At 55.3% G+C, this 1,234-nt stretch carries 1 protein-coding gene; it reads left to right on the top strand.

Annotated elements, in window-relative coordinates; translation table 11 throughout:
* Window positions 1-63 precede the first annotated feature (63 nt).
* Window positions 64-1,226 (top strand): IS3 family transposase gene (locus UB48_RS27560; RefSeq protein WP_156160253.1). Its coding sequence is split into 2 segments (ribosomal slippage): window positions 64-319 and window positions 319-1,226, totalling 1,164 coding nucleotides; the frame shifts between segments, so codons are not numbered across the junction.
* Window positions 1,227-1,234: the final 8 nt, after the last annotated feature.

A 1,234-nucleotide genomic window follows, 5' to 3' on the forward strand; every position in this document is an offset into this window, starting at 1 on the left:
GTAGTGGTCTAATGAAACCGGACACCCATTTAGGCGAGAATGCTCGCCACAGAGAGGTGTCCGATGACCAAGCAACGTCGTTCCTTTACACCCGAATTCAAGCGAGAAGCAGCCAGTCTGGTGCTCGACCAGGGCTACAGCCATATCGAAGCAGCCCGTTCGCTTGGGCTGGCGGATTCGGCCCTGCGTCGATGGGTTAACCAGCTTCAGGAAGAGCGAAACGGTGTGACTCCGACCAGTAAAGCGCTGACGCCCGAACAGCAGAAAATCCAGGAGCTGGAAGCTCGGATCAATCGCCTGGAACGGGAAAAAAGTATATTAAAAAAGGCCACCGCGCTCTTGATGGCCGAGGAACACGAGCGTTCGCGTTAATTGATCAACTCCGTGCTCAAGAGCCTGTTGATCTGTTGTGCTCGGTATTTGAAGTCACCCGATCCTGCTATTACGCGCACTGTCGCAAGCACCGATCTCCAGACGTTAAGCGGCTGATTTTGCGCAGTCGAGTCAACGAACTGTTTACCCAAAGCCGCAGCGCGGCGGGCAGCCGAAGCATCATGTTCATGATGCGCGAGGACGGCATAGCAATTGGCCGATTCAAGGTACGCAAGCTGATGAATGAGATGAAGCTGATCAGCAAACAGCCTGGCTCACACGCCTACAAAAAGGCGACGGTGGAGCGGCCGGATATCCCGAACGTGCTGGATCGAGCGTTTACCGTTTCGGCGCCGAATGAAGTCTGGTGCGGGGACATCACGTATGTCTGGGCTCAAGGCCGCTGGCACTATGTGGCGGCCGTGATCGATCTTTTCGCTCGTCGTGTAGTGGGCTGGGCGTTTTCATCGAAGCCCGATTCTGACCTGGTCATCAAGGCTTTGGATATGGCCTATGAGCAGCGTGGCCGGCCTCAGAATGTACTGTTTCACAGCGACCAAGGAAGCCAATACAGCAGCCGAAGCTTCCGTCAGCGGCTGTGGCGTTATCGCTTCAAGCAGAGCATGAGTCGGCGTGGAAACTGCCACGATAATGCACCGATGGAACGGTTGTTTCGCAGCCTGAAAACGGAATGGGTACCGACCGTGGGCTATATGAGTGCTTCGCTAGCACAGCAGGATATTGGTCGGTTTCTGATGCAGCGCTACAACTGGCAGCGACCGCATCAGTTCAACAGCGGGCTAGCGCCCGCTGTTGCCGAAGAAAAACTTAACGCAGTGTCCGGGATTAGTTGACCACTACA

This window comes from Pseudomonas sp. 2(2015) (genome assembly GCF_000955865.1).
Lineage (GTDB): Bacteria > Pseudomonadota > Gammaproteobacteria > Pseudomonadales > Pseudomonadaceae > Aquipseudomonas.